General features: G+C 57.9%; 19 protein-coding genes. 10 read left to right on the forward strand and 9 right to left on the reverse strand.

The features are described 5' to 3' along the window. Positions 1-320: 320 nt before the first annotated feature. The 5 genes from DWA01_RS23820 to DWA01_RS07685 form a co-directional block, all read right to left on the reverse strand. Positions 321-2,459, reverse strand: a complete 2,139-nt coding sequence (locus DWA01_RS23820) for a Hint domain-containing protein (protein ID WP_200832520.1) — start codon at positions 2,457-2,459, stop codon at positions 321-323. A 1,107-nt stretch (positions 2,460-3,566) separates the two neighbouring features. Beyond that, positions 3,567-5,519, reverse strand: a complete 1,953-nt coding sequence (locus DWA01_RS07670; protein WP_114285296.1) for a bifunctional 2',3'-cyclic-nucleotide 2'-phosphodiesterase/3'-nucleotidase — start codon at positions 5,517-5,519, stop codon at positions 3,567-3,569. A 312-nt stretch (positions 5,520-5,831) separates the two neighbouring features. Continuing rightward, positions 5,832-7,493 carry a methyl-accepting chemotaxis protein gene (locus DWA01_RS23910; protein ID WP_160115975.1) on the reverse strand — a complete coding sequence of 554 codons (1,662 nt, stop codon included), beginning with the start codon at positions 7,491-7,493 and terminating at the stop codon, positions 5,832-5,834. Positions 7,494-7,549: 56 nt separating this feature from the next. Continuing rightward, positions 7,550-7,852 carry a hypothetical protein gene (locus tag DWA01_RS07680; RefSeq protein WP_136057687.1) on the reverse strand — a complete coding sequence of 101 codons (303 nt, stop codon included), beginning with the start codon at positions 7,850-7,852 and terminating at the stop codon, positions 7,550-7,552. Between the two features lie 252 nt (positions 7,853-8,104). Next, a complete protein-coding gene (locus DWA01_RS07685; protein WP_114285260.1) occupies positions 8,105-9,013 on the reverse strand; it encodes a LysR substrate-binding domain-containing protein in 909 nt (302 codons plus the stop codon). 134 nt (positions 9,014-9,147) lie between these two features. Between DWA01_RS07685 and DWA01_RS07690 the strand changes: the two genes are divergently transcribed. The 6 genes from DWA01_RS07690 (at position 9,148) to DWA01_RS07715 (ending at position 14,834) form a co-directional block, all read left to right on the forward strand. Continuing rightward, a complete protein-coding gene (locus DWA01_RS07690) occupies positions 9,148-10,266 on the forward strand; it encodes a TauD/TfdA family dioxygenase (protein ID WP_235008461.1) in 1,119 nt (372 codons plus the stop codon). Next, entirely contained in the window at positions 10,263-11,033 is a 771-nt protein-coding gene (locus tag DWA01_RS07695) for a class II aldolase/adducin family protein (RefSeq protein ID WP_114285262.1), read from the forward strand. The genes DWA01_RS07690 and DWA01_RS07695 overlap by 4 nt, the downstream gene beginning before the upstream one ends. A 148-nt stretch (positions 11,034-11,181) precedes the next feature. After that, on the forward strand, positions 11,182-11,739 hold the full coding sequence (locus DWA01_RS07700; protein ID WP_114285263.1) for an HNH endonuclease family protein: 558 nt from the start codon (positions 11,182-11,184) through the stop codon (positions 11,737-11,739). A 232-nt stretch (positions 11,740-11,971) separates the two neighbouring features. Beyond that, positions 11,972-12,439: an SAM domain-containing protein gene (locus DWA01_RS07705; RefSeq protein WP_114285264.1), complete on the forward strand. Its 468-nt coding sequence runs from the start codon at positions 11,972-11,974 to the stop codon at positions 12,437-12,439. Positions 12,440-12,832: 393 nt separating this feature from the next. After that, on the forward strand, positions 12,833-13,717 hold the full coding sequence (locus tag DWA01_RS07710; RefSeq protein WP_114285265.1) for a YHYH protein: 885 nt from the start codon (positions 12,833-12,835) through the stop codon (positions 13,715-13,717). A gap of 145 nt (positions 13,718-13,862) precedes the next feature. Further along, complete coding sequence (locus DWA01_RS07715; protein WP_114285297.1) at positions 13,863-14,834, forward strand: hypothetical protein; 972 nt, start codon at positions 13,863-13,865, stop codon at positions 14,832-14,834. Positions 14,835-14,946: 112 nt separating this feature from the next. Here the strand turns inward: DWA01_RS07715 and pssA are convergent, their stop codons facing one another. Continuing rightward, entirely contained in the window at positions 14,947-15,699 is a 753-nt protein-coding gene (gene pssA, locus DWA01_RS07720) for a CDP-diacylglycerol--serine O-phosphatidyltransferase (protein ID WP_114285266.1), read from the reverse strand. A gap of 3 nt (positions 15,700-15,702) precedes the next feature. Beyond that, entirely contained in the window at positions 15,703-16,386 is a 684-nt protein-coding gene (locus tag DWA01_RS07725; RefSeq protein WP_114285267.1) for a phosphatidylserine decarboxylase, read from the reverse strand. Positions 16,387-16,813: 427 nt separating this feature from the next. On the opposite strand from DWA01_RS07725, the gene DWA01_RS07730 reads away from it, so the two are divergent. The 3 genes from DWA01_RS07730 to DWA01_RS23480 all read left to right on the forward strand — a co-directional run bounded on the left by DWA01_RS07730 (position 16,814) and on the right by DWA01_RS23480 (position 19,095). Next, on the forward strand, positions 16,814-17,602 hold the full coding sequence (locus DWA01_RS07730) for an MBL fold metallo-hydrolase (protein WP_160115976.1): 789 nt from the start codon (positions 16,814-16,816) through the stop codon (positions 17,600-17,602). A 148-nt stretch (positions 17,603-17,750) separates the two neighbouring features. Further along, positions 17,751-18,107 carry a DUF1127 domain-containing protein gene (locus tag DWA01_RS07735; protein WP_136057688.1) on the forward strand — a complete coding sequence of 119 codons (357 nt, stop codon included), beginning with the start codon at positions 17,751-17,753 and terminating at the stop codon, positions 18,105-18,107. 754 nt (positions 18,108-18,861) lie between these two features. Further along, positions 18,862-19,095, forward strand: coding sequence for a hypothetical protein (locus DWA01_RS23480; protein WP_235008462.1), 234 nt, complete (start codon positions 18,862-18,864; stop codon positions 19,093-19,095). Positions 19,096-19,282: 187 nt separating this feature from the next. On the opposite strand, the gene DWA01_RS07750 is transcribed toward DWA01_RS23480, so the two are convergent. Together DWA01_RS07750 and DWA01_RS07755 are read right to left on the reverse strand one after the other, a co-directional pair. After that, entirely contained in the window at positions 19,283-19,861 is a 579-nt protein-coding gene (locus DWA01_RS07750; protein ID WP_114285271.1) for a hypothetical protein, read from the reverse strand. Positions 19,862-19,913: 52 nt separating this feature from the next. Beyond that, positions 19,914-20,720: a cysteine hydrolase family protein gene (locus DWA01_RS07755; protein WP_114285272.1), complete on the reverse strand. Its 807-nt coding sequence runs from the start codon at positions 20,718-20,720 to the stop codon at positions 19,914-19,916. Positions 20,721-20,848: 128 nt separating this feature from the next. Here DWA01_RS07755 and DWA01_RS07760 point away from each other — a divergent pair, with 128 nt between their 5' ends. After that, a complete protein-coding gene (locus DWA01_RS07760) occupies positions 20,849-21,763 on the forward strand; it encodes a helix-turn-helix transcriptional regulator (protein WP_114285273.1) in 915 nt (304 codons plus the stop codon). Positions 21,764-22,030 lie beyond the last annotated feature (267 nt).

The raw sequence follows: 22,030 nt of genomic DNA on the forward strand, positions 1-22,030 counted from the left end.
GCTGGTGTCCGTTGCGCTCGCTCTGCGGTTCGTTTTCCAAAGTCTGTGGTCTGTGGTCTGTGGTCTGTGGTCTGTGGTCTGTGGTCTGTGGTCTGTGGTCTGCTTGCCGTGCTGTTTCTGTTGCGACACGCGACGGTGCCACCTCTGTTTGCGCCGCGCAGATCCGCTCTCCCTCCGGCGCCACGGCACCAACATATAAAAACCGCGCCGCATGCAAGCACGCGGCGCGGTTAATTGCGACTGTTGATCCAAGCACCCCAGATGATTCAGAGGACGTGCAGCTGCCTCCCAACACCTGCACGTCCTCGATAAATCCGGCCTCAGTGATGCAACAGCCGCGCCTCGTGTTTCTTCAGCGTACGCCGTGCCGCGCCATAGGCCTCAACCCCGTCCCGCTCTTTTAACGCCGGGAACAGTTCAAAGATCTCACTGCGCTGCGCATTTCCCAGACCGGCAAGAGTCAGATCCCCGGGCTGGAAGCTTTCGGTCCAGGCGCCATCGGACAGGACAATCTCGTGCTGGTCAAACATAAAGTGCACATAGGTTACCTGGCGCTCCATCGCGACGCTGATGCCGCGGTTGTTGACCAGATGTTTGGCTGCAACCAGCACCTCATGGTCCTCAAAATATAGCGCGGTGCGGTCATTGGCGACCAGCACCCGGTGGTTGGGACTGACCTTCATATCGCGTTCAGGCAGACCATTGCCCAGGGCACCTGCGCGGATCAAAACCGGTTGCAGATGCGGGCTGACCGCCAGTACCGGACCGTTCACAACCTGCTGTCCGATCCAGCGGATCTTCTGCAGGCCGTTGTCGCGGGTAATGACCTTGTCGCCCTCGCGCAGATCTTCGACCCGGCGCTCGCCGCTGGCAGTGGCGATCATGGTGCCCGGCGTGAAACAGGGCACCACTTTTTCAATATCTTCAAACGTCATGGTGCCGGTGACATTGCCATCCCCATCGAGAAACTCGACGGTGCCGTCTTCCGGATTGCTGTCATAGATGACACGCAGGGGGCCCGAGCCGGTCAGGTCCAGCGTATCATAATCATCGCCGCCACTGCCGCCGTCCACAGTGTCGCCATCGGTGGCGCCCAGAAAGGTGTCGCGGTCGTCGCCACCCGACATGGTATCAGCGCCGCCTTCACCGGAGATGGTATCGTTGCCTTCGCCGCCTTCCAGCAGATCGTCGCCGCCGCGGCCCTCGATGGTATCGTTGCCTTTGCCACCAAACAATTCATTGGTATACGTGTCGTCGGGGTCGGTGCTGGAGGCGTTAAATCCGATCAGCGTATCGTCGTAATCTGAGCCGATCACCCCGTCGATTCCACCAAGGATGGTATCGTTTCCTGCGTCACCGCCGGAAGTAGACCCGTTGCTCAGATTGACCTGCACGGCCTCATCAGACCCGGAATAATCCAGGTTGTCCTGGCCGGCACCGCCGGAAAAGCTGTCCGCGCCCTCGCCACCGATAAAGGTGTCATCGCCGCTACCGCCATGAAGCTCGTTGGTGCCGCTGCCGCCAGACAGCGTATCATTATCGCCCTCACCATAGACCAGATCGTCGCCCGCACCGGCCAACACAACGTCATCGCCGCCTCCGGCCAGAATGATGTCATCATGGCCCACTTCGCCAGGCAGGATAGCATCATTATTGTCGACCATATCGCCATGGGGGTCGCCGTCATAAGCAATGTCAATCAGGTCGTCGCCGGCCGTGCCGGAAACGATACCGTCAAGCTCGGGTCCAACCTCATCAAAACTGATGGGACCAAGACGCACCGTGCCAGTGACGTCGGAGGAATCGCCGCTTTCATGGACAATGGTGATCGACACCACGGGTCCGGGAATGGTCACAGTCACTGTGTCCGGCGCGCCGGAGCCCTCGACGCCTGGGTTGTCGTTGCCGCCGCCCTCGATGCTATTGCCATCCACCTGGTGCTGCGCGATCAACTCTGAGTAACTGATCTCCATCACGTCACCGTTGGCATTGGTGGCCAGAATGGTGATTTTGTCATCCCAGGCATTGTCGTGCTCATGATCGCCCGAGCCACCCGAGCCACCCGAGTCGCCCGAACCCTTACCAGAGCCACCCGAGCCGCCCGAACCCTTACCAGAGCCACCCGAGCCGCCCGAACCCTTACCAGAGCCACCAGAACCGCCAGAGCCCTTACCGGAGCCACCAGAACCGCCCGAGCCACCAGTCTCATGAGGCTCGTGGTTGAAGGCATCAACATCATAAATTTCAAAAGTGACGTTCTGAACCGCCTGGTCAAAAGTCAGCGTAACCTCAGTTTCTTTGGTCACATCGCTGCTGGTCAACGTTCCATTTTTCAGGACCCAGGAATTATCGTTGTCATTGTCAGGCGTTAAGACCGAAACGCCGATGGTATCGCCGTCATGCTCCAGCAAATTGTCGCCATCAATTTCTGTATCAACCCAGTCAATTTCATAGCCCATGATAACTCCTCACTTTACACAGTTCCGGACAAAGGCCTGACACCGCGCACAAAATTACTTCGCCTGCTGCCGGGTTTTACCCGACAAAGGCCGATACATTTTGCAAACCCACTGCCAGGACGAGGTCCCGGCCGCAAAATTCGCTCTAATCAATGTGAATGTAATTTTTACACCCATATCGCAGTTGCAAGGCCCCTCAGCACCTGCAAGCTCCGTCGGTCGGCAAAGCAGTTTTCCGTCAATGACCTGCCGTGAGAAGCAACCCTTTGCGGGCTGTGTCCGGTGGTTCATCCAAACGCGTTATCCAGGTCTTTGCAGCAAGACCGGTAACACAGACGGCTAATCTTCTTTGCACGCCTGACAGCGCACTTTCATTTTATGGCCACCCCCGTGACCGTAGAAATGCCCCCCAGTCGGGCAGGTTCAACCTACACAAAAACCGCCGTCCCCCAACAGAAAAAGAACAAACCAGGGCAAAACCTGGGCACTTCTTCAAAGGTTTCAATGTGAACCAAGGAACAGCTTCACGCGAAAACCGCGCCAATTGTCTATAAATTTGAATTCAGATCTTCCGCACCATCTGATCCCAGAATTGTTTCTATCACTTTAAAAATCAGCTATTTTGATCGATAAATTGGTTTTCCGGCGTAAGGCGCTGCAATAGTGCGGCCGCATTATTGTTTCTTATTGGGAGACAATTAATGGTTAATTTTTGCCAAAATGCTACTTTATCGGAAAGGCGTACTGTGTCCGGGTTTCTGGCGTCGCTGTGGAAACAGTGGTGGCTTTTTGCCGCAACTGTCCTCTAAACCACGGAAATTACCACGATTCTATCCTTATTTGCCGGCTGCGAATCAAAAGGCTATAGCCGGATTATCAGGACAATAAGGTTAAGATCTCTCGTTTCGAGGCGCTGACTGGTTAAGTAAATAACATCCATTAGACGCGTCAGAGCGCGCCGGAAATTTCGCCCGCCGCCACTGGCAGCGCTACTTTCCGGGCCAGATTGTAGCAGCGGCCGCCACCGGATATTCCCGGAGGCGGCCGCCGCTGATTTTCTCTGCCTCAAACCGGCCAGGATCTGCACGTTCGGCGTATTCAGTTCGTTCAGTTCAGCGGAATGCGGAACCGCGCGAAACCGTCGGGACCATCGCCGGCGGGCTCTATGCTGACGCCGGTCACATCGCCCGCATAGGCCGCAGCACCAGGGCCGGTGTCAAACAGCACGCTGGTCCCCGCCAGCGGCGCAAAACGCCAGTTGCCGTCCGCCCGCGGGCTGATGGTGCCCTGCTCCACAATATAGCGCACGATCACATCCCGGTTGGTGTCCGGCCCTTCAAAAATCACACTGTCCACTGTGCCAGGGAATTTGCCGCCGCCGCTGGCGCGGTAATTGTTGGTGGCAATAATGAATTTTTGCTCCGGATCCAGCGGCTTGCCCTGATACATCAGCTCCACAATCCGGCTGGCCGAGGCATCCAGCAGATTGCCTTTGACATCAAACATCGACGGCTGGCTCAAATCAATCTGATAACTGACCCCGTCAATCACATCGAAATTATAAGACGGGAAGGCCGGGTTCAGCAGCACCTGGTCCGCTTTTCCAGGCTCGACCTGGTTAAAGATGCCGGCAGAGCGTTCCAGCCAGCCCTTGACCTCAGCGCCGGTGACCAACACCGCGCGCACCGTATTGGGATAGAGATAAAGGTCTGAAACGTTCTTGATCGCCACATCGCCTTTGGGCACATCGGTGAAATATTCCGGCCCGCCACGACCACCGGCTTTGAACGGCGCAGCGGCGGACAGGATCGGGATGCCCTCATACTCGGTGCCCTTCATCATCTCAGTGATGTACCAATTCTGGGCAATTGAGACGATCTGTACCGAAGGATCATCTGCCACCAGCGCGAAATAGCTGTGCAACGGCGCGTCGGTCTTGCCCACCGGCCGGCGGATATAAGCAAGTGTCGCGTCATGATCCGCCTGCACGCTGGCCAGCACACTCTCCTGGCTTTCCACCAGCGCCGAGGTTGACCGGTCCTCATTGCGTTTGGAGATTGGCCGCGCCTCTGAGTCATGGCTGACAATGCGCCACTGCCCGCCGGAGCGTTCCAGCAGCAGGTCAATCAGCCCAAGATGCGAGCCCCAGAACCCGCCCATGGTCGCGGGGATGCCCGAAATGGTGCCGGCGGCGATATCCACCCCGTCAATACCGTCAAAGGCATTGGAGGGGAACACCAGGTGGTTATGTCCGGTCATGATCGCATCAATGCCCGCCACCCGCGCCAGTGGCACCGAGGCGTTTTCCATGCCGTCACTGTGCTCGGGCGACCCGATGCCGGAATGGCTCAGCGCGATGATGATATCGGCGCCCTCCTCTTTCATCTGCGGCACCCAGGCCCGGGCGGTTTCAACAATGTCACGCGCCTGCACGTTTCCTTCCAGATTGCGGCGGTCCCAGGTCATCACCTGCGGCGGCACAAAACCGATAAACCCGATACGGATCGAATGCGCCACGCCATCGCCATCCACCAGCTGCTTGTCCAGAATGACATAGGGTTTCAGCAGCGTGGTATCTTTGCGCGGATCGCTGCCTGGTTCCTTGCTTATATTGGCATTCACCACCGGGAAAGCGGCGCCGGCCAGCGATTTCATCAGGAAATCCAGCCCGTAGTTGAACTCGTGATTGCCCAGCGTCGATACATCAAACCCCACCGCGTTCATCGCCTGGATCACCGGGTGCATGTCGCCCTCTTTCATGCCGCGCTCATAGGCGATGTAATCCCCCATCGGATTGCCCTGCAGAAAGTCTCCATTGTCGATCATCAGCGAATTGCTGGCCTCGGCGCGGATCTGTTTGATGATCGAGGCGGTGCGTGCCAGCCCGACGGTGTCGCGCGGCTTGTCGGCATAATAGTCATAGGGAAAGACATGCACATGCAGATCCGTGGTTTCCATCAGTCTCAGATGGACCTGGTTGCCGGCGGCATTGGCGGAAAACGGGTGTAACGCAATCAGCCCGGCGGTGCTGGCGATAAAATTTCTGCGGGTCAGTAACATGGCAGCATACTCCTGAAACATTGAAACAACGGGGTCTGAACAAATCCGGATCGGGCCAGGTTAGCATATTTTTACTGTTTGGATAAATTTCCCGGAGCTGATGCCTCCCGCACTTGCGCACTGCCTGCAAACGGCCTGCTCCGGAGCAGTATCGGGGCCGCTCTGCGGCGGGTCTGACGGCGCATTTTTTTGCAGAACCAACCGCCGGCGCCGCTTGTCTCAAAAATGTAAAACCCCGCGCCGATCGCTATTTGCGTCCGGCGCGGGGCTTCTGTTGCTCCGTAATATTGTCAGCGTTTGCGCGCGCCCGGTTCAGGCGATGCGTTGTTGCTGCGGTGCCCCCGCCAGGGCACCCGGATGTTCCACCACAAAGATGCGCACCGCATTGATCAGGTTTTCAATGCCACTGGCCAGCGTCGTATTGGCTGCGGTGGTCTCTTCAAACATCGCGGCATTGGTCTGGGTCACCGAATCCAGATCAGACAGCGCTGTGTTGACTTCGGCCAGGCTGACGGATTGCTCGTCAGAACTGATGGCGATCTTTTCCACCAGCCCGACGATGGCAGTCACCGCTTCCATCACCGAGGCATTGGCCTCGCCGGATTTGCGCACCAGATTGGCGCCCTGGACAATCTGTGCCGCGCTGTCGGTGATCAAAGTCTTGATGCTCTGCGCCGCTTCGGCTGAACGTTGCGACAGCGCCCGCACTTCTGAGGCCACCACGGCAAATCCACGTCCTGATTCCCCGGCGCGCGCCGCTTCAACACCGGCGTTCAGTGCCAGCAGGTTGGTCTGGAACGATATGTCGTCAATCACCCCGACGATCTTCTGGATCTCATGCGACGCGGTCTCAATCTCATTCATCGCCGAAATCGCCTTATTGACCAGCCCTGCGCTTTCGGTGGCTTCCTCACGGGTTTTCAGGACCGAATCTTTCGCAGTCCGCGCATCCCGCGCCGCCCCGTTCACTGCCGTAGCCAGCAAGGACACCGAAGCGGTAATTTCCGCCAGCGAGGCCGCCTGGCCCTCGGTACGTCTGCCCAGATCGGTGGAGGCCGCCAACAGCGTGTTGGACTCGGTTTCGATCACTTCAGCATTTGCAAACACGCCTTCGATCGCCATGCACAAGCCGCGCACCATCTCATTGAAATCGTCTTTCAGATCCTGGAACTCGGGCGCGAATGTCGCGTCAATATGGGCGGTCAGATCATTGTTACGCAGCAACGTCAGACTCTGGCGCAGCGCATCCACCACCTGCATCTGTTTCGCCGCGTTCTCCTCGCGCTGGCGGGCTTCATGTCCAGAAACCTCACGCGCCATCAGATCGGCCTCCCGCGCCCGGTCCGATTCTTCTTTAGCTGTCTGAAGTGCGGCCTCGGCACGGGCCTGGGCCTCAAGCGCATGTTGTTGCGCTGTTTCAGCGGCTTCGCGGGAGCTTTCCGCCTCGCCGCGGGCCACATCGGCCTGCTGCATCGCCTCGCTCACCTGTTCCCTTTGTTTTTCCGCCATGTCATCCAGCCGGTTTCTGGAGATAATCGCATAGGCCAGCGCCACGGTTTCCATCACCACCACCGCACCATGTAACAGGGTGCGCGGCAGGTTTTCCTGCCAGCTCGCGGAGGGAAATACCATTGCGGGCATAAACACTGTTGCCGCCAGGTGATGCACCACGATGGTCGCTGTGGCCAGAATGGTCGCCCGGGCGTCATTCAGGATCATCGTCACCGCCAGCACCGCAAAATACAGCATATGCATATCGATCTGCCAGCGATGGCCGGCAAACGCAGCGTTGATCACGATGGCCTGGCCAATCGCCGCCTGCGCCGCCCCAATGCGGGCAATCTCCGGTTTCATCCGCAGCGAGACCTGCCCGAGCAGCGCAAAGATCACGCTGGCAATGCCAAGCGGCAACGGATTGTTGCCAACAAACATACCCGCAAGCGGCGCAAGCGGGATACTCAGCCAGACGCCCATTATTATTAACTTAGACGCGCGCGCCTGATAATTTGTTCGCTCAGTTTCGTTTTCCACTAGCTGCTTACTCCGCAAATTGCCGCTATCCGGCGTCCATCCAGCACCAGCCATGCCCCGTTAAGGTGCAGCTGGTTGATAAAATCAGGATCACTTGAATATGCCAGTGTCGCCAAAGGGGCCTGTTCCGGCCCCAGTATTTCGCCACCCGCATTTGCAATGATTTCATCCAGCCCCAAAGCCCCCACCAGCGCGACCACCAGTACCGGCTCATCCGGCTGAGGCGGCGAGGACATGGCCAGAACCACCGGCGTCAGGACGACGGCAAGCAGTTGCATAAGGATGATTGGTAAGTAGGACATCATTCGCTTCAAGTTATCACGATGCCAGGATGGGATGCGGGTGTTTAGATTTCGTTACAGCAACGGATTGGATCGAAATTTTACCAATTTGAACAATGCTTTCTGCGGCAAATACGGTATGGCCCGGACCGGATGCAACCGGTGGTAGAAGGCGGCGGTCAGCCCGGGAATACAGGTGTTAAGATCTGAAATACCGATTTGATTTAGCCGGGATGCTGCGTCGCTCCCGCCACAGCCCGGGCGATTCAGTGCTCACGGCTCTGTCAGCTCGCCGTTCCGTGCCGCATCCAGTATCGCGGCTTCCACCAGTGCCACCACGGCAGCGTTCTGACTGCCCCGCGCCCGGACCAGATAGAAATCATCCCGGGTCTCAAGCATCAGATCTTCCAGCGCCACCAGCCGCCCCTGCCCCACCAGATCGCCTGAAATCGAGCGCCAGCCCAGCAGCACGCCCTGCCCGTTCAGCGCCGCCTGGGTGGCCTGAACATAGTTGGTAAAGCGCGGCCCCTTGCCGGTGTTCAGCGTCAGCCCTTGTTTTGCGGCAAATACGCGCCAGTTCAGCCAGCTTTTATCTTCGACTTCCACATGCAGCAGCGGTGCATGTTCCACCACGCGGCCCACGCTTTCAAATCGCGCCATCAGCGCCGGGCTGGCCACCGGCACCACCTGTTCCTTAAACAACGGGGTGACTTCCCCATCCTGCCAGTCTCCGTGCCCAAAGCGCAGCGCCAGATCAATGCCGGCGCTCAGGGCCGGTGTGCCCTGGTGCACAGTGGAGACATTGATGGCAATGTCGGGCATTTGTGCCGACAGCACCGCGAGGCGCGGCATCAGCCAATAGGTCGCCACCCCGACTGTGCAGGAAATGGTCACACTGTTGCGCGTCGCCGCGCCGAGCCGGCGAATGTCGTCCACCGCCGCAGACATCAGCTCAAACCCGTCTTTTGTGGCCGCGTGCAGGATATGTCCTGCCCGGGTCAGCTGCGCCGGACGGGTGCTGCGGTCAAACAGCTTCTCGCCAAGATGCTCCTCCAGCTGACGCAAAGACTGGCTGATCGCCGGCTGGGTGACATTCAGACTGGCCGCCGCCGGCGCAAAACCACCCCGGCGCAGCACGGTTTCAAATACCAGCAACAGGCGCAGCGGTGGCAGGTCTGGCATAATATAATCCTGGCTTATGTTACATTTAGCATTCCCAGCCTTCCTCTGTTTGCTCTCACAGCGCAATACTAAAACGACCCCGCACAGACGGGTGTGCATACTTAACGCATCAAGATCATCAGATGGACAGCGCGATGAATACTCAGATCACCCTGCAACACCAGGGGCTTGATTGCCCGCTGGGCGACGGACAAACGGCCTATTTTAACTATTTCTGGCTGCGCGACAATTGTCCGACGTCCTTTGACAGCAACACACGCGAACGGGTGTTTGATGTGTTCGGACTCGGTCAGCCACCCCGTCCTGAACGCGCTGACATAAGCGCTGATGCGCTGGAAATCCGCTGGCAGGGCGAAGAGCACGTGAGCCGCCACCCGCTGTCTTTCCTGCGCGCTCATACCGCGCCCGGCCCGCGCCGCGACGTTGCCGATCTGTCGCGCAAGCTCTGGTATGGGGACCACTACCCGGACATTCACCGCTTCAGCCAGCCGGCGCTGATGGCAGACCCGGCGCTGGTGAAAGACTGGGCCCGGACCCTGCTGGAAGAAGGTGTGGCCATTATCACCGACATGCCGGGCGACAAAGAAGGGCTGAGCGGCACCGCCGGGCTTCTGGGCTATATTCGCGCCTCGTTCTTTGGCGATTATTTCGATGTGAAAACCCACATCAACCCAACCAACCTGGCGTTCACCGCCAAAGCGCTTGAAATGCACACTGACCTGCCCGCCGAAGACCTGGCCCCCGGCATCCAGTATCTGCATTGCATCGCCAACACCGTTGAAGGCGGCAACAGCCTGTTTCTCGATGGCGCGGCGCTGGCAGAAGATTTCCGCCTCTCCAACCCGGAAGATTTCGCACTGCTGGCGAGCACCGATATCCCGTTTTACTGCGAGCATGAGAAATTTGACATGCGCGCCCGTCAGCGCGTGATTGAGCTGGACAGGTACGGCGCGGTCTCAGGCCTGACTATTTCCGGGCACCTGGCTGACGTGTTTGATCTGTCGCAGGATTACCTCGATCGTTTCTATCCGGCCTACTGGCGGTTTGGGCAATTGCTGACCGATCCGAAATATCTGATGCGATTTCGTTTGAACGCCGGCGAATGTATTGTATTTGATAATCACCGCATTGTGCACGGGCGCGAGGGCTATACCGCCTCCAGCGGCGACCGGCATCTTCGCGGCTGTTATACAGACCGGGGCGAATTGCGCAGCACTTACCGCGCATTGTCCAATAAGGGAGAGACCGCATGAACGATCAGACCACCATATCCAAACAGTCCGGAGATCTGGATGAGGCGGCGCTGTGGCAGCTGCGGGTCGACCTGGCAGCGGCCTTCCGGCTGGCGGTGGAGTTTGACTGGCATGAATCTGTCGGCAATCATTTCAGCGCCGCAGTGTCGGCCGACGGCAAAAAATTCCTGCTCAATCCGAAATGGAAACATTTTTCCGAAATCTGCGCCAGCGATCTGCTGTTGCTGGATGCGGAAGATGACAGTGTTATGCAGGGGCCGGACGCGCCGGACCCATCGGCGTGGTGTATCCATGGCGCGGTGCACCGCACCAGCCCGGCGGCGCGGGTGATGTTGCATCTGCACCCGCCTTACACCACGGCGCTGGCGGCGCTGAAAGATCCGACCATGTACCCGGTGGACCAGAACACCGCGCGCTTTTTTGGCATGGGTGTGGATACAGGTTTTGGCGGTATTGCGGACGACGCCGAAGAAGGTCTGCGCATCGCGCGCGCCTTTGGCAATCACAATGCGCTGATGATGGGCAATCACGGTGTCTCGATCGTGGCCGAAACCGTCGCCGAAGCGTTTGAAGCAATGTATTTCTTTGAAAAAGCCGCCCGCACCCTGGTTCTGGCCTACAGCACTGGCCAGCCACTGGCGGTGATGCCGGATGCGCTGGCGGAAAAGACCGCCGCCTCCTGGGGGGATTACACGGGTGCCTCGTTCAAACATTTCGAGCATCTCAAACGTATGCTCGACGCCAAAGACGACAGCTACAAACGCTGATCTGTCCCTGTGGCCTGTCGGGGGACTGGCAGGCCACACCGGAACTGCTCCAACTGAATTTGAATTAACTTGTTGTTTTTAATCATTGATTTTTGACATACCCTGCGGGCTCTGACCTGTTTTCTCTAAGATTTGGCCGCCCGCCCCGATGAAACTTCCCCTCAGCATATTGATGATTTACCTTGCTCTGGGCAGCGCTCTGCTGGCCGCCGACATCAGTTACAACCGGGCGTTTTTTGGCCGCTGGCCTGACAGTGACCGCGACTGTCTGAACACGCGCCAGGAGTTGCTGGAGGCGCAATCCCTGCAGCCAACAATTAAATCCGCCTCTGGCTGTCGTATCCTGCGCGGCCAGTGGCGCGATCCTTATTCCGGCCAGCTGTATTTTGAGGCCAGAGACCTGCAGATCGACCACCTGGTTCCGCTGAAATTTGCCTGGGCCCACGGTGCCAACCGCTGGCCCCGGTCCCGCGCCCGGGCTTTTTTCAACGAGCCCGGCAATCTGATCGTTACAGAGGGCCGGCTGAACGCGCAAAAAGGTGCGCAGGTCCCCGGCGACGGGCCAGGTGAATGGCTGCCACCGCAAAAGGCGTTCCGTTGCGAATATACCCTGCGCTTTCTGCGTATCAGCAAGAAATATGACCTGCAACTCACGGGTTCTGAACTGCAGCGCCTGGCGCAGGTGCGTGCAGAAGTCTGCGCCTAAACCGGCTGTTTCACTCAAATCCCGGCACGCTGAGCTGACCGCTTTGATCGTCACACTCATAGCGATAAACCGGCGCATGGCTGCATTGCAAACCCGTGGAAACGCTGATTTTCCCGGATTATTTCGCTCTGTGCCCTAAATAGGGAGAAGGGTCAGCAAGACGCGGGCCCGGGCATGGCACCGCGTGCCGGCTCCAGAAAATTTGCGTAATTCAGACTTGAGAGGAAACATCATGACAGACGTAAATTCCGCTCTGCAGAAGGGCAGCAAACTGATGGTCACCGGCGCTTTGATATTTTTGGCCTATGCGGTGGTCTTTTTCTTCCTCAGCTTTTCCGGCACCGGTTTTGAAATTGGCGTGCCAACGCTGAACGGGATTACCCCGGCCGATCTGAACGCTTTGAACCCGGCGATCATGGCCTATATCGCGCATTTGCACATCGCCACTGCGGGTTTCATCGCCTCCACCAGTATCGCGGTGATGGCCCTGTGCTGGTACGGGGTGCAGGAAGGCAGATGGTGGGCCTGGTGGGCGGCGATGATCTCGCCGGTGGTGGCACTGATCGTGGCGCTGCCAATGCATTATCTGGATGTGTTTGACCACAATTGGGTCACCCATATCGGCCCGATTTATATTGGCACTGCGATTTTCGTGGTTGGCGGACTGATGTCAGGCAGCCAACTTCTTAAATCCGCCTGAGAAAGCTGGGGCGGGCGCAGCGCGGCGATGGGATCCGGGTCACGCCCCGCCCCCTGCGCGTCCAGGCCCCCTGACCGCGCCGCTCCCCTGACCGCCACGTCGTGCGGACCGCTACGCCGTGCGGGCTGCCACGCCGCGCGGATCGCCATGCCGCCTTAACCGCCACGCCGCGCCACGCTGACCACCACCCAGCCGTGGCCGATACGTCTCCTGGACCACGCCGTCCCAATCGGCAGCGGGCTCATCGGCTGTGCGCCTGCCCGGGCCGCCCTCGCCCCCCAGCCCTGCGCGCTTTGATGCGCAAACAACTCCCGAAAATTATTGCGACGGAAACCTGCACCCCATCCGTATCACGTGCAGAATTTCTCAAATATTAGAGCAGGACATATCGCAATGAACCTAAAAACCCGGCCGCAAATTCGCCTGACAGCTCTGCTCAGCCTGGTTGGCATGGTCAGCCTCTCCATGACGTCCACCGCATTCGCCCAGGGCATCCCGGTGGGCAGCGGCAAAATCTCCGACACGCCCAAAGCGGGTTATGTCTATTCCTGCCAACAAAATTTCAACAAAAACGCGCCTGGAGCGCGCGCCACCGGCGACTGGATAAAGGGCGACCTGTGGTATCCCGAACTCAAGCCCACTGTGAGCGGCAATGTGACCTGGGAAAATGGCGGGGTTGAGCAGGATGTGCGCAACGGAACCCGGGTGCTCACCACCACAAACCTGCCGACCCATGGCACCGGCATCTATCCGGTGCGGCAGTCTGACGACGCCTATCAATATGACCGCAACCCTAACCGCATCCGCGCCCAGGATGTTACCCTGCGCCTGCCCTCCGATCCGCAAGCCGCGACCAACCCCACCTGCCTGCCAATGGGCATGATCGGCGTTTCGCTGACCGGTGCCGCAATCTACAACGCACTGGACGCACGCGGTGACGACGCCCCGGCAAATGAAATTCAGGACAGCTGTGGCGGCCACCCCGAGCGACAGGGCCAGTATCATTATCACGGGCCGACCGACTGCATGGTTGAGACCGGCGCCTCACCCGACGGGCATTCCGGCCTGATCGGCTATGCGTTGGACGGGTTTGGCCTTTACGGGCTGCGCGGCAGTGGCGGTCAGCAGATCAGCAACCAGGATCTTGATGCCTGCCACGGCCATACCGGCCCGGTGCTGCAGGACGGGGAAATGCGCGCGCTCTACCACTATCACCTGACCCGCGAATACCCTTACACTCTGGGCTGTTTTACCGGCGCGCCTCTCGCAGCACGCTGACGAATTTGCCGACGGCGCCGGAGCCCCTCCTGGAATGAACAGGGGCTTCCGGCCCGCCCCTCTTACACACAGGTCTGACACCTTTTTACAACGCAGCGCCAAAGTGAAATGCCGCGACTTCACCACAAACACAAACGGGACTGATATGAAAAACTACCTCGCCATCACGGCGCTTGGCCTCGCCAGCGTCACCACTGCCGCCACCATCGCCACAACGGCCCAGGCGCAGAGCGTCTCCTTCTCCACCGGCCCGGCTGAGGTCATCAATCCCGGGCTGATCAGCTGCAGCACCCGGGGGTCCCGCGTCAGCGCCCTGGGGCGTATCACTGCAGACGATGGCAGCGAATGGGTGGTGCCGGCACCGGTCAATTTTGAAACCGCGCCCAAAGCCGCAGACCTGTTCAACCAATGTGGCGGCACCCAGCTGACCTCAATCTCCGAACTGGACGTGAACACAGTTGATGTGGTCGACCTCGGCGGCAGCGAGATCTTCACCGCCTATATTTTCGCCGACAATTACTTTGAGCTCTACGTCAACGGCAAGATGATCGCGGTCGATCCGGTGGTCTTTACCCCGTTCAACAGCAATGTGGTGCGCTTCAAAGCCGACCGCCCCTTCTCCATGGCGGTGATGGGCGTGGACTGGGAAGAGAACCTCGGTCTTGGTTCCGAGAACAACCGTGGCAAAGCCTATCATCCAGGCGACGCGGGTTTTCTGATGCTGGTGGATGACGCTGCCGGCAACAATGTCGCGCTGACCGACGCCGGCTGGAAGGCGCAGACCTTCTATACCGCGCCGCTGAACACGCGTGACTGCCTGGTGATTGACGGTGCCAACTGGGACAGCTCCGCCTGCTCCACCGAAAGCGTATCTGACGGCACCGGTTACTCCGCGGCGCACTGGGCGCTGCCCGAGGCCTGGCAGGCGTCAGAGTTTGATGACAGTGCATGGCCCGATGCGGTGACCTTCAGCAATGATACCGTCGGTGTGGACAATAAAACGGCCTATACCAACTTCTATGAGTTGTTTGACAACAAAGAGGCCGACGCGCAGTTCATCTGGTCATCTAATCTGGTGCTGGACAACCTGGTTCTGTTGCGCACCACGGTTGAATAAACCGGCCGCATCCGGACACAAAAAAGGCAGCCCTGTTCCCGGGGCTGCCGTTTTTCGTTGAAACATCGCGTCACCAGCGGGCACTGCCACACAGCGACATCTGTTTGCAGGTTTATTCGCCCTGTGTCGTTTCGTGTTTAAAGCGGCGCAGCCCCCAGAGCACCACCAGCACATAGGTGATGCACAGCACGATCAGGGTGATCCAGGCAAAGGTCAGCACCGCCGCGGCGACAAAGGCAAAACCCACCAGGAAGAACTTGACGTTTTCGCGCGACACCGTGGTGGTTTTAAAGGACCAGGTTGGAATACGGCTGATCAGCAACAAGCCGATCACCACCATATAGGTCACCAGGAAATAACCCGGCAGCACTTTCAGCTCGGGAAAGGCAAAGGACAGGTACATCGGCAGCAGCACCAGAAGCGCCCCCGCCGGTGCCGGCACACCGACAAAATAAGCGCTGCTCTCGCCCACCTCTTCCGATTTGGTGCTGACGTTAAAGCGCGCCAGCCGCACGACGCAGCAGACCGCAAAGACCAGCACCGAAATCCACGCCGCACTGCGCATATCCTGCAGCGCCCAGAAATAAATCACCAGCGGCGGTGCCACACCGAAATTCAGGAAATCAGCCAGCGAATCCAGCTCGGCGCCCATTTTACTGTCCGCCCCCAGCAGCCGCGCCACCCGCCCGTCAATGCCATCCAGCACACAGGCAATAAGGATAAGCTGCACCGCATAGACCGGATTGCCCTGCACCCCAAAGCGGATCGCCGTCAGACCGGCACTGATGGAGGCAATGGTCAGCATGTTTGGCAACAGCTGAATAAGCGCAAATTCGGACCGGGGTTTGATCGGGCGCCCTGCCATATTCTATTCCGCCTGCGCGGCGTCAGCCACGTTCAGATCGGCAATCACGGATTCTGCGGCAATCATGGTCTGACCCACTTTCACCATCGGCTCCACCCCGTTGGGCAGATAGACGTCCAGCCGTGAGCCAAAGCGGATCAGGCCGAAACGTTCGCCGGTCTGCATCTCGCTGCCCGGTTTAACAAAACACACGATACGCCGCGCCACCAGGCCAGCGATCTGCACCACCGCAATAGAGCGCCCGTCCGCCATGCGGATGCACAGGCTGTTGCGCTCATTGTCGACACTTGCCTTGTCCAGCGACGCGTTAAAGAACTTGCCGGGCCGATAGGCCACTGCAGTGATCTCGCCGGCAATCGGGGCACGGTTCACGTGGCAGTTGAACACGTTCATAAACACGCTGACCCGGGTCAGCGGCTCATCGGCCATGCCAAGCTCGGCGGGTGGGATGGCGGGTTCAATCAGCGACACAATACCGTCGGCCGGGCTGATGATCAGCCCGGGGCCGGTCGGGGTCACCCGTTCAGGATCACGGAAGAAATAATAACACCAGATGGTCAGGATCACCCCAACCCAGCCCAGGATATCTGACAGCAGGAACAAACCAACTGTAACGGCGGCAAAAGTTGCGACGAACTTTCTGCCTTCCGGATGCATCGGTTTGATGAAAGTGCCAATCATATTCATTCGTGATATTTCCTAAGCTCTGTTGAAGCTGTCCTTTTAGAAGGATCAGGTGCCAAATCAAGGGTGTAAAAAACTGCCCCCGCGTGATCGGGGAAAAATACCATAGTTTCAATGCCCCCCGCCAGCCCATGCGTTCCCACAGGAAACAAGTAACCGGAGCCGCCGGTGCTGCAGCGCCTGACGGTCAAATTCCGGCCCGGAAAGTTCAGATATCAGCCGCCGGCAAGTTGACGTTATTCAAACAAACTGCACGCGGGAGCGACGGAACCTGTGCTCAGCGCCGTATAATAGCGACGGAGGCAATATTAACACGAATACATCCAGCCGCAGATACGCCTCCCTCACCCGTAATTTCAGAATTGGATTTCATCAAATGCATCTCTCCAAGCTCATATTCAGACACCTTGTATCACGTGCGCGAGCGGCTGTGCTGGCGCTCGCAGCCCTGTCGTTTTTTGCCGGCCCGTCGCTGGCCGAAAATGATGTGAAAATTGAATGGGTGGCACATTCGTTTTTCCGCATCACCTCTCCTGACGGTACAGTCATCCTGACCAACCCCTGGTATGCAAACCGCGACAGCAGCATCACTCTGGAGGACATCCCGGCAGCGGATATCATCCTGGTGCCAGCCGGCCATGGCGATGAGGTCGGCAACACGCTTGAAATTGCGGCCAAAACCGGCGCCACAATCTTTGCCTCCCACGAAGTTATCAATCAGCAGTGGAAAGAAGCGGGGGCCGGTTTTCGCACCCCGGTCAAATTTGAAGGCACAGAGCTCAAGACCAGAGCGGTGCAGCCAGGCAGCGAATTTACCGTTGATGGCGTCACCATCCGTGCGGTGAATGCAGTGCATGGAAACGGGCGCACCGGTGGCCCGGCCATGGGTTTTATGATCACGATGGAAAACGGCTATACACTCTATTTCAGTGGCAGCACTGACATCACCCTGGATATGAAACTGTGGGGAGAAATGTTCCAGCCGGACGTCGCGTTGCTAGCATACGCCCCGGCACAGCGCGCGGCTGACGTGGCGCTGATGGCGAAATTTCTGACCGAGGGAAATCCAAATCTGACCACGGTTTTTGCCCATCACAACCGGCTGAATGCCGATGCCGGTGACCGGCCCTCTGATCTGGCCGCCGCGATGACAGAGGCGGGGCTGAGTGCCACGCTGATCGACGCAAAGCCAGGAACAGTTTACAGCCTGGCCAAATAACGCCCGTCCCGGTTGCTGGCCCGCAGCAGGTCTGAAGATATCAGACAGTCTGCGGGCCAGATTGCTGTCCGAACCGATCAGGGTAATTGCACCCGTTTTCCCGCACGGCTTCTTGTTCGCTCATCTGCATTATGGTGACGGCATAATAATGATCTTCCCTGCAATGGTGCATAGCGGCGTTGCGCAACCGGCATTGGTGGTTGCGCCCCTGCCTGCCTATGTTGTGATCAACAGAAAACGCCACCATCGCAATGGAATGAGGTTTCAAATGACAAATATTACTGCAAATGCCCCGGCAGCACATGGCCAGATTTCAAAAGTTGCTCGTTCCGTCGCATCGTTCTTCCGCGCCATCTCTCAGGGTTTAGTTGCCTTTGGCCAGGCAAAAGCCCGGGCGGATGAGATAAACGAATTGAACGCAATGACCGACAAAAAACTGGCCAGCCTCGGACTGCGGCGTGAAGACATTGCACGCCACGTTTTCCGCGACCTCTTTGTTGCCTGAGACGGGGCGTGGCGGATCACTCTGCACGCCGCCCCAACAGCTATTCCGGCGATCAGCGCGACGGGCACAACCGTGCACCTCGCTCAGATGCTGATTTGACCAGGGCCAGTTCCGATAAGGTCATACCGCCGCCGGTCTGCGGCAGCGCTTTTCAATTCTAGGTCCCGCTGGAAATTCAGTAAACCGCCCTAAACAAAGCGGCGGCTTCAGCCCGGCGGAAAATTTCACGCTGCTCTGTTGGCAACAGTCCGGGCGACAGGGCTCATCGCTGCTTCACGCTGCCGAAATCAGGAAGACCAGCAGCGAAATAGCGGATCAGACGAATTGTGGCGGTGACCACACTGCCGGCGCGAAGCCTGAAACCTTATTGAACTGATGCCGGTACCACTGGCCGGGCTCGAACCGGCACGCCGTGAAGCAAGATATTTCGAAATCCCAAAATTGCGAACCGTTTCAGCGGGCTATTACCCGTTGATTTCGTTGGATCTGCTCGCTGAATCCCACCACAGGCCGTTCAATACCTGGTTTCCGGGGCGCGCGCCAAACCAGCCCCATGAACGGGGGGGCGGCATCAGCATCATCCGCAACAACCTGATGACCCGACCAGGATACACGCCTTACTGCGGCGACGGGGACAGCTGCAGCATGCCTCGCACACGTTTCACCGGGGAGCAGTTCAAGTGCCCCATTGCGGCTGGGCCTCTCAATTCCCCGCTGATCTCATCGCCGGATACAAAGCAAAGTGGAACCTGACATGAGCGACCTGAAACAAAGCCACATCTATTTTCAAACCCGCATTCGGCCCTGGATGATCGCCTGCTTCGGAGAGGATATTTGGGGCGATAAGACTGAAAGAAATCATCGCTTCATTGAAGAAGCGCTGGAACCGGTCCAATCCACTGGAGCAGCCAGTCTGAAGCGCACCAGCTTGTCGATTACGTCTATGGTCGTGAGGCGGTCGAACCGGCGCAGGAAGTGGGCGGTGTGAGGGTGACGCTTGCCGCCCTGTGTCTTGCCCAGGATCTGAACATGCATGTTTGCGGCGAAACGGAACGCTCTCGCGTCTGGACTAAAGTTGAGCCGATCCGCGCGAAGCAAAGCGATGTGTCGGGTGCGCGCAGCTAAGATGCGCGCACCCGACATTGAGCTTCGATTTGTCAGCCCGGCTCAGCAATCTACGTATGTTCCAGGTCGAGAACGAACAGACAGTCGAACATCATTTTCTCGCCGCCGGCTTTGATCATCCCGGACAGACGGGATTTGCCGGTCATGCCTTCAAAATCACCCGTGGTGGCAAGGATGTTATCGCTCATCGGGATGGCACCAGTGATGTGGCTGCGGGCCCCATCCCCAGACCCCACACCATCGATGAACGGGGCAGCGCTGGTCTCGCCTTTGGAGATGATGGTGCCCCCGGGCAGCAGGAATATCGACACGCCAGTCAATGTCATACCGCCCTTGTCATCCGGCGTTATTCCAGCCAGACAATCGATCCCGCTTCCCAGCTTCATTTTGGTCGCCGGGTCGATAAGCGGCACTTCGTGGCAGGCAAAGTCAGTCAGTGCAAAGCCGAGATCTTTACCGCTCAGATCAACGCCGACGCGGGCAGATACCTCAGCCAAATCGCCGACCTGTTCGCCGTCTCCCAACATTTGCAGAACCAATGTCGTATTCGGCCCAGCACTCGCAGCCGTGGAGAACAGAGCGACACCGAAGCCAAGCGTCACGACGGAAATCATGCTTTTGATGTTCATTATTTGATACTCCCTCTAATTGATTTGTTTTTATGCGATCCGACGACGACGCTTAGGCGCTCATTCGTTTGACCGCCTCCTCCGTTGTCCAAAGCGCGTTGGCGATGTAGCGGAAATTGGTGATGGCGGCGAGGTATCCATCGCCTTCGGGCAGCATTGCCGCTGCGGTTGCGTCACGCACAACTGCCACTTCGAAACCCTGTTCCAGCAGTTCGCGAAGATGCGACTCGACGCATAGATTGGCGGACATGCCCGCCAGTATCACCTGGTCGATGTGGTTTTTGCGCAGTTGCAGTACCAGGTCATTGGCTTCCGGGCCATAGACCTTGTGCGGCGAACAGATGATTGTTTTGCCGTCAAGAATGTACTCTTTGTACTCTGGCATGAAATCTGCGCCTGAGTTTTCAAAGTTATCCATATCATAGGGGCCGGCGCGGCTGAACATACTGATTTTGTGCATCAGTTTTTCCAGCCCGCCCTCGAACTTCCAGCCGCCGTCCGTCGGATAGTAGTAATGCGGCGAGATCACCACCGTCAGGTCGGCTTGCTTGGCCGCCGCGAACAGGCGTCCAATGTTTGGCACTGTATTGTGTTCTTCGACGCTCTTGCCGACCACGCCCCAGGTTACCCCATCCGGGCTGAGGAAATCGATTTGAGGATCGGTGACCACAAGTGCGGTACGTGGCAAATCAAGCACCATATCGCTTGGCGGCAGCGCCGGGCTTGCGGGGTCGACATAAGGGGATTCGCCAGATTGTGCGCTGGCCACGCTGGCACCGGTTGTGGCTGCCGCCAGTGCAACACCGCCTGCCAGGGCCTGGCGCCGGCTGATCGTTTTATCGTCGTGATATTCACACATTGTTTGGTCCTCCTTGCAAGTTATGGTGCTGACAATGTGACAACTATGATGTGCCTTTTCGTCCGGAAGATGCGCCCGTTCAGCCGAAAAATGGTGTACTTTCATCCAAGGGCCCCGTAGATTTCGTTATGCCAGTTGCCCATGTCTTCGATGAAATGGAAGTTCTGACCACGCCATTTGCCGTGTGTGAACTGCACGGTAAATGTGATCTGGGTCTGGGACGCCTTGCCGGAGCAACTCTGCATCACATTTTGGCTGGTGAAGGTGAGATTGTATTCAAAAACAGACCCAGCATGCCGCTGTACCCGGGCACGCTTGTGCTTGTTCCCGCTTTCGAATTCCACATTCTGCGGGGGTTTGGTATGAAAAACGGTCCTCTTCCCGAATGCCTCCCCGCAGAGTTGGGTCTGGCACATCACGTCGTTTCTGCTACTAATTCCCTTCCCCAGCATAGACTTCTTGCGGTTTGCAGCCGCATTCATGTTGCGTTGCGAGGCAGCCAGGGGATTGTTGATCTGGTGCGCGAACCTTTGACCGAATCCGATATCACCGACCAGGCGCTGGTCGCTCCACTTGAACGGATGATAACAGAGCTTTCCGCGCCGCAACTCGGCAGTCAGGCAATGGTTCGCACACTCGTTCTGGAATGCATGATCCATCTTCTGCGCAAGCGAATAATTGCACAGGATTCCGCACTTATATGGATGTCTGCCCTTTCGGATGAAAAAATTTGGATTGCACTGCGTGTAATGCTGAACCATCCGGAAAATCCACACAGCGTAGCGAGCCTTGCAGATATTGCAGGCATGAGCCGCTCTTCGTTTGCCAAGCATTTTTCCGACTCTTACGGGGCCGGACCGATGGATTTGCTTCGAAATCTACGAATGAAAAAGGCGGCCACTTTGTTGGCAGCGTCAAACTTGCCGGTAAAGCGTATTGCCGAACTTGTGGGATTTCATAGCCGCAGTGCGTTCAATCGTGCATTCATCAGTTGCAACGGAAAATCCCCGCGGGAAATTCGAATTGAAGCGCGCGGTGGGTAGCTAAGATTCGCGTTCTACTCCGAAAATTCCAGTGTTTTGCCGGCGCGTAAACCAGCCTTAAGGATCGCGTTGGAACACGTTTTATGGGAACTGTGGACTTGCGTTGACCCGTTGAAACCGCCCCGCTCAGCAGTCATTGGTGCTGATCGCAGCGAAATATTGCTCTCCGCCCATACTGACAAAATGCTGCAACTGCACATGGCTGGCTATTGTCAGAGACCAAATCCCCGGCTGGTCAATCCGACGCTCAGACCAAATGCAATTTGA

Source organism: Candidatus Halocynthiibacter alkanivorans, from assembly GCF_003333265.1.
In the GTDB taxonomy this organism is placed as follows: domain Bacteria; phylum Pseudomonadota; class Alphaproteobacteria; order Rhodobacterales; family Rhodobacteraceae; genus Halocyntiibacter_A; species Halocyntiibacter_A alkanivorans.